Consider the following 6,764-nt stretch of genomic DNA (forward strand, 5'->3'; position numbering starts at 1 on the left):
CCGCCGCGACGGCGGCCGCCGCGGGATCGGCCACCGCGCCGGTGGGCGCCGCGCCGGCAGGGGCCGCGGGGCGCGCCCGGCGGTGATCCGGGACTGCCCGGTACGGGCCGGAGCTCCCTCGCACACCGCGAGGGGGCTCCGGCGGTTTCGGCGCCGTGCGGTGCCTGGTGTGCCGTGCCGTGCGGGCGGTCGTGTGCCGTTTCGTTCCGGGCCGGTGCGGTGGTTTTGCGCGGCGGTGCGCCGACCCCGTGTAGGCGCCGCCCTGCCGGGCAGGCGAAGAGGCCGGGCCGGGATGGGTACCCGACCGCCGAAGCCCGGGCCCGCACGGGCCTGGCTTGCCACTCCCGGGCCGTGATGAGGGAGGATGGCGGCAACCGTACGAAGGGAAGAACACGGTGAGCATCGATCCGTCCGCGATTCCAAACTTCGGGGGGCGCCCCGAACCGGAGCCGGCTTCTGGAGCGGCGGCTCCCGTCGTCGTCCCGGACCAGGACCTGGTGAAGCAGCTCCTCGACCAGATGGAGCTGAAGTACGTCGTCGACGACGAGGGCGACCTCGCGGCGCCGTGGGAGGAATTCCGCACGTACTTCATGTTCCGCGGCGACGACGAGCAGCAGGTCTTCTCCGTGCGCACGTTCTACGACCGGCCGCACCACGTCGACGAGAAGCTCCGCATCCTGGAGCTGATCGACGACTGGAACAGGCGCACCCTGTGGCCGAAGGTCTACAGCCACGTCCACGAGGAGGACGACGGCCCGCCGACCGTCCGCCTCATCGGTGAGGCGCAGATGCTGATCGGCACCGGTGTCGCGATCGACCACTTCGTGTCGTCCACCGTCAGCTGGGTGCGCGCGTCGATCGAGTTCGACAAGTGGCTGGTCGAGCAGCTCGGCCTCGAACCGGGCGACGAGAAGCCCGAGGACGCGTAGCCGGCCGCGGCCTCAGAGACGCGGCCGGCGAGGCACGGTCCCTGAGGCACGGGCCACCGGGTGCGGGCAACCGGCCCCCGCCACCGTTCGCGGTGACGGGGGCCGCGGCGTGCCCGGCCGCGGACGCGGGCGCTGGGTGCTGCGTCCGCGGGGCGGGGCAGGGGGCGGCGCCGGGTCCGCCCGTCCGGGCCGCGTGCCGCGGCGAGGCCCTAGGGTGGCGGCACAGGCGGTGCGGCAACGGCGGCGGAAGCGGGAGATGCCTCGATGGACACGATGAGCGGCGGCACCTGGCGGCCGGCTGAGCGGGTGCGGGGCATGGGCACCTCGATCTTCACCGAGATGACCGAGCTGGCGAGGGAGACCGGCGCCGTGAACCTCGGCCAGGGCGTGCCCGAGCTGGCGAGCCCGCCGCAGCTGCTGCGGGACGTGGCGGACGCCGTGCTCGGCGGCCACAACCAGTACCCGCCGGCGATCGGCCTGCCCGCGCTGCGCGAGGCCGTGGCCGCGCACCAGCTGCGGCGCTACGGCCTCGGCCTCGATCCGGCCTGCGAGGTCCTGGTCACCACGGGCGCGACCGAGGCACTGGCCGCCTGCGTGCTGGCGCTGTGCGACCCCGGCGACGAGATCATCGCGTTCGACCCCTGCTACGACGCCTACGCGGCGGACGCGCGCCTCGCGGGCGCCCGGCTCGTCGGGGTGCCGCTGGCCGCGGACGGCGACGGCTTCGCGCTGGACGCCGGCGCGCTGCGGGCCGCCGTCACGCCGCGCACGCGCGTGCTGATCCTGAACACCCCGCACAACCCGACCGGCAAGGTCTTCACGCCCGCGGAGCTGGAGGCCGTGGCGGCCGTGTGCCGGGAGCACGACCTGACCGCCGTCACCGACGAGGTCTACGAGCACCTCGTCTACGGGGACGTACCGCACCGCCCGATCGCCGCGCTGCCCGGCATGCGCGAGCGCACCCTGTCGGTGTCGAGCGCGGGCAAGACGTTCAACACGACGGGCTGGAAGGTGGGCTGGGTGACCGGGCCCGCGCCGCTGGTGGCCGCGGTGAACGCGGCGAAGCAGTTCCTCACGTACGCGTCGGGCACGCCCTACCAGGGCGCCCTGGCACGGGCGCTGGACTCGGTGGAGGAGTGGGCCGCCGGACTGCGCTCCCAACTGCGCGGGCACCGCGACCTGCTGACGACCGGTCTGGAGGCCGCGGGGCTGCGGCCGTTCCGCTCGGACGCCGGCTACTTCGTGCAGGCGGACGTGCGGCCCGCCGGCTACGAGGACGGTGTGGCCTTCTGCCGCGACCTGCCGGGACGCGTCGGTGTGGTGGCGATCCCGACGTCGGCGTTCCAGGTGGCCGAGGGCCCGCGATGGCTGGTGCGGTTCTCCTTCTGCAAGCGCGAGGCCACGCTCGACGAGGCCGTCACCCGGCTCAAGCGGCTCGCGGCCTGACAGCGGCGAGCGAACGGAGCGCCGCCGGTCGCTTCGGCGCAGAAAACTGGTCAACCGCCCCCGAAGCGACCACGGCTCACTCGGTGTCTTTCGGATGCCGTGGGGAGGCGTACACGAGGATCACGGTGGAAGTCTCCGTGCTGACCAGGTAGCGCACTCGACCGCCGCTGGTGACTTCGTACTCCCACTGCTCGAGGTCGGACCCCTTCCACGCCTTGGTCGCGTGCCTGCCTCGTAGCTGATGCCGGCGATTCCAGTCGGAGCGGGACAAGGGGTCTTCTCGGAGGGCTTCCAGGCAGCGGTGCGCGCTCGGCAGCGCGACACGACACAGTTCCTCCCAGCCCGTCACCGCCTCTGTGGTCCCGAAGACGACGTTCCACCCGTTGAGGGGCGGAACGCTCACTCGGTCTCCTTTCTTCGGGCTCACCCACGCACCTCGACCGGACCGAGGTCGTCACCGTCGAGCGGCCGCACCGACTCCCTGAGCTGGCCGGGATCGGCATTGATACGAGCCGTGGCGCGCCAGGAGACGATCGCGCGATGCACCGCCTCCCCCGCGCCCAGTTCGGCGGCGTCCGACAGCGCTTCGAGAAGCTCGACGGTGAAGGCCCGAACCTCTTCCGCGTCCAAATGGCGGACCCAGGGGAAGACGTCAGGGAGCGCGAGAAGGAGCGACTTGGCGCCCTCGTCCCGCTTCATGAGTGCGAGGAAAAGACGTGAGGCGGTGGTGAGGTTCTCCTCGGTGTTCTCCGCCCGTACAGCCGTGGTCAGCACCATGTCGGGCGCGTCCCGGTGCGTCACGCGAAGGCGCCCCAGGGCCGCCGCCCTGGCCGCGACACCCTTGGGGTTTCGGGAGAGATCGGTGAAGGAGACGGATTCCGTTTCTGAATCCAGGTGCACGGTGGCCATAGTCAGAGTTTACTCAGATCCTGTTCTGATTGCCAGTGCTGCGCGGTCTGTGGCGTGCGCACCTTTCACGTTCCACTGCCGCGAGGCCACGCTCGACGAGGCCGTCACCCGGCTCAAGCGGCTCGCGGCCTGACACGCCCCGTCCGGCCCCGCGCGGCCCGTCGGGGGCGGCCTCGGGGGTGCGGCGCGGCGCGTGTCCCCGAACCTCTGGTGTTGCTCAACAGTTCGGCAACACGGCTTTGGGCCGCCGTCCTCGGGGGAGACGACAGGCAGGACAACAAACGGGGGAAGGCAGGTGACGCGCGATGTGGATCATCGTGGCGTGCGTGGTGTTCGTCGTCCTGGTACTGCTGGCGGCGGTGCGGGGCGCGCAGGGGAGCCGGATGCGGACGTCCGGCGGCAGGTCGGGCAGGGCGGGCCGGTCCGGCGGCGCACGGAGCGTGCGCCCTTCGTCGTCCTCGGGCAGCGAGAACAGCTGGTGGGCGGACGGCGGCGGGGCGAGCGACCCGCGCCACGGCGGCGGCTCGCACGGCTCGCACCACAGTGACGGCGGCGGCCACCACGGCTCGCACCACGGCGACAGCGGCGGCCACCACGGCGGCCACTCCTGCGGCGGCGGGCACTCCTGCGGCGGTGGCGGCCACTCGTGCGGCGGCGGCAGTTCCTGCGGCGGCGGGAGCTCCTGCGGGAGCAACTGACCGCGCGGAAGGGCCGATCGGAAGGCCCCCGGGGCCGCGGGGCCGCCCCGGGGCTCCGGCCTGGTAGCGACCCCGGACACTGCCCGGACCGAGCCCCCGAGGCCGCCCCGGCCGGGTCCCGGAGGCCCGCCGGACGGGACGCCGGGGACGTGAGAGGCGCAGGGGGCGCACCCGAGGGGCGCGTCACGGGCGCCAACGGCATGTGACAGCGGCGCACACGAGGCGCGGGAGCGGGTGGTGCGGGGCCCCCGCCCGCTCCGACGTGCCGTCGAGAGCGCCATCTGAACATCTGAACACCGGGGCCCCCGAGGGGATGGAAACCCCGTCAAGTTGGGTAAAAACGCTGTAGGCCCGGCGGAGTTCGTGATTCGCTGGACGGAGTCCTCCACCAGCCCTCGGGCTCCCGGGACCGCCCCGCGGAGACGAGAAGGCACCTTCCGCGCGTCCCTCAGCATCTTCCGTCCGGGGCTGCCCCCGGCGCCTCTCCGGGGTGCCCCCGGCCCATCCGTCACGTGTGTTTGCGGAGCCGATCCATGCTCACCACCCTGAATACCGCCTACACCGACACCCGCGCCGCCGACCTGGCCTGGGCGTTGGGACGGGGACCACTGCCGGCCCTCGCCACGCTCGACCTGGACCTTTCCGGTGCGCGGCTCCAGCTGCGGCTGCTCGGCGCCTCGCACCAAGTGCTGCTCGAGGAGGACGGGGGCACCTGTTCCGAGACGGTGGCCTGCATCCCCGGCAGCAGCACACCCCTGCCGCTCGGTGTGTCCGAGCGCATCGGCGACTGGGAGTACGAGTTCGCCGCGCGCGTCGAGCACCTGTCACGGGGCCAGTTCGCGGGCAGAGCACAGGAGTTGCTCGCCCTGGTGTCCGACCACCCGAACGGGCTTGCGGGCACGTTCCCGGGCTCGCCGCACGCCTTCACGGCCCTGCTCGCGCAGCGCGACGAGGGCGCGGTGCGCTGGCGCACCTGGCACGCGTACCCCCAGGAAGGCCAGCTCGTCGTGACCCGTACCCGTGTCGGTGTGCGCATGCCGGCCGTGCTCTGACCGCTGCCGTGCGGCGGCCGGGCGACGACCGTCGCGGGCCGTTGCCCCGGCGCCGCGGGGGCTCCGGCCCGCGGGGCGGCGGGCGACCGCGTCGGGCGACCGCCGTGTTCCGCCGTGCCGGTCGGGACGGCGCGGGGCGTCGCCGACCGTGACCCTGGAGCGTCGAGATACACCCGTGTGGGTGACCATGTGCACGAGTTCCGTGACGTAGCGTTACCACATGATCGACCAGTACGCCATGGCGCAGCGAGGGCCGTCGTCGGCCGGGCCGCCGTCCTGCCGCGGGCCGCGGCTGCCGGTGCGCGCCGACGCGGTCCGGTTCCTGGTGCTGCTCGTGGTGTTCGTCTGCGCGGCCTGCGGACTCGTGTACGAGCTGGAGCTCGTCGCGCTCGGCTCGTACCTCATCGGCGACTCGGTCACCCAGGCGTCCGTGGTCCTGTCGGTGATGGTGTTCGCCATGGGCATCGGCTCGCTGCTGGCCAAGCGGCTGCGCTCGCGGGCGGCCGTCGGCTTCGGGCTGGTGGAGTCGGTGCTCGCGCTGGTCGGCGGGATGTCGGCGCTCGCGCTGTACGCGAGCTTCGCCTGGCTGGGCGAGTCCCGGGGGGCGATCGTCGCGTTCTCCCTCGCCATCGGCGTGCTGACGGGAGCCGAGATCCCGCTGCTGATGACGCTGATCCAGCGCGTCTCGCGGCAGGACGCCGGTGCGGCCGTCGCGGACCTGTTCGCCGCGGACTACGTGGGGGCGCTCGTCGGCGGCCTGGCCTTCCCGTTCCTGCTCCTGCCCTGGCTCGGCCAGCTGACGGCCGCCATGGTGACCGGCGGGGTGAACGTGGTCGCGGGCGGCGCGCTCGTCCTGTGGCTGTTCGGCCGCGACCTGTCCCCCCGGGCGCGGACCCTGCTGCTCGTCGCGGACGTGCTGGTCCTCGCGGTGCTGGCGACGGCCGCCGCCACGGTCGGCGAGTTCGAGCGGGCCGCCCGCACCGCGGTGTACGGGTCGGGGGTGCGCGTCGCCGTGCACACGAGCGTGCAGGAGATCGTGCTCACGGGCGGGACACGGGGTCCCCTGGACCTGTACCTGGACGGCAGGCTCCGGGTGAGCGCGCGCGACGAGTACCGCTACGACGAGGGGCTGGTGCACCCGGCCATGCGGGGCCCCCACGCCCGGGTGCTGGTCCTCGGCGGCGGGGACGGGCTGGCGGCCCGGGAGGCGCTGCGCTACCGGGACGTCCGGTCGGTGACCGTCGTCGACATCGACGCCGGCGTCGAGCGGCTGGCGCGCACCGACCCCGCCCTGAGCGTGCTCAACGGGCACGCCTACCGCGATCCGCGGCTGCACGCCGTCACGGGCGACGCCTTCACCTGGCTGCGCCGGGCGGAGCAGGGTTCCGGGCCCGGTCCCTTCGACGTCGTCGTGTGCGACCTGCCCGACCCGGGCATCACGTCCAGCTCCAAGCTGTACTCGCAGGAGTTCTACGGGCTCGCCGCGCGCGCCCTCGCCCCCGGCGGCCGGCTCGTGGTGCACGCGGGACCGCTGGGGAGGCGGGTGCGGGCCTTCTGGACGGTGGACGCGACGCTGCGGGCGGCCGGATTCCGCACCACGCCCTACCGCGCCACCGGCCCGGCCGACGGGTTCGCCGGCGGCCCCGACCGCGCGAAGCGGGCCGGCCGGGGCCGGGCGGACGCCGAGGACTGGGGGTTCCTGCTGGCCGCGCGGGGCACGGACGCCCCCC

7 protein-coding genes are annotated in these 6,764 nt (G+C 73.9%); 5 read left to right on the forward strand and 2 right to left on the reverse strand.

The annotated features are described in order from the left end of the window. Window positions 1–395 precede the first annotated feature (395 nt). Window positions 396–929 (forward strand): YbjN domain-containing protein, encoded by a 534-nt coding sequence (locus L1885_RS20700; RefSeq protein ID WP_235798663.1) that lies wholly within the window; start codon window positions 396–398, stop codon window positions 927–929. Between the two features lie 264 nt (window positions 930–1,193). Further along, complete coding sequence (locus tag L1885_RS20705) at window positions 1,194–2,375, forward strand: aminotransferase class I/II-fold pyridoxal phosphate-dependent enzyme (protein WP_235798664.1); 1,182 nt, start codon at window positions 1,194–1,196, stop codon at window positions 2,373–2,375. Window positions 2,376–2,451: 76 nt separating this feature from the next. Here L1885_RS20705 and L1885_RS20710 read toward each other — a convergent pair whose 3' ends face one another. After that, the gene (locus L1885_RS20710; protein WP_235798665.1) at window positions 2,452–2,778 is read right to left on the reverse strand and encodes a hypothetical protein; all 327 of its coding nucleotides are present in this window, start codon (window positions 2,776–2,778) and stop codon (window positions 2,452–2,454) included. 20 nt (window positions 2,779–2,798) lie between these two features. Then, window positions 2,799–3,284 carry a prevent-host-death family protein gene (locus L1885_RS20715; RefSeq protein WP_235798666.1) on the reverse strand — a complete coding sequence of 162 codons (486 nt, stop codon included), beginning with the start codon at window positions 3,282–3,284 and terminating at the stop codon, window positions 2,799–2,801. Between the two features lie 305 nt (window positions 3,285–3,589). Between L1885_RS20715 and L1885_RS20720 the strand changes: the two genes are divergently transcribed. From L1885_RS20720 to L1885_RS20730, 3 genes are all read left to right on the forward strand, one after another. Next, window positions 3,590–3,982, forward strand: a complete 393-nt coding sequence (locus L1885_RS20720) for a hypothetical protein (protein ID WP_235798667.1) — start codon at window positions 3,590–3,592, stop codon at window positions 3,980–3,982. Between the two features lie 533 nt (window positions 3,983–4,515). Continuing rightward, window positions 4,516–5,034: a DUF2617 family protein gene (locus L1885_RS20725; RefSeq protein ID WP_235798668.1), complete on the forward strand. Its 519-nt coding sequence runs from the start codon at window positions 4,516–4,518 to the stop codon at window positions 5,032–5,034. Window positions 5,035–5,254: 220 nt separating this feature from the next. Beyond that, window positions 5,255–6,764 (forward strand): polyamine aminopropyltransferase (locus L1885_RS20730; protein ID WP_235798669.1); only part of this gene is annotated, 1,510 nt, incomplete at its 3' end.

Origin of the sequence: Streptomyces fuscigenes, from assembly GCF_021556455.1 — a bacterium.
Taxonomy (GTDB): domain Bacteria; phylum Actinomycetota; class Actinomycetes; order Streptomycetales; family Streptomycetaceae; genus Streptomyces; species Streptomyces fuscigenes.

Bases quoted from the DNA above. Each gene is read 5' to 3' on its own strand.
- L1885_RS20715 (WP_235798666.1), bottom strand. From the start codon at position 3,284: ATGGCCACCGTGCACCTGGATTCAGAAACGGAATCCGTCTCCTTCACC.
- L1885_RS20725 (WP_235798668.1), top strand. From the start codon at position 4,516: ATGCTCACCACCCTGAATACCGCCTACACCGACACCCGCGCCGCCGAC.
- L1885_RS20705 (WP_235798664.1), top strand. From the start codon at position 1,194: ATGGACACGATGAGCGGCGGCACCTGGCGGCCGGCTGAGCGGGTGCGG.
- L1885_RS20720 (WP_235798667.1), top strand. From the start codon at position 3,590: ATGTGGATCATCGTGGCGTGCGTGGTGTTCGTCGTCCTGGTACTGCTG.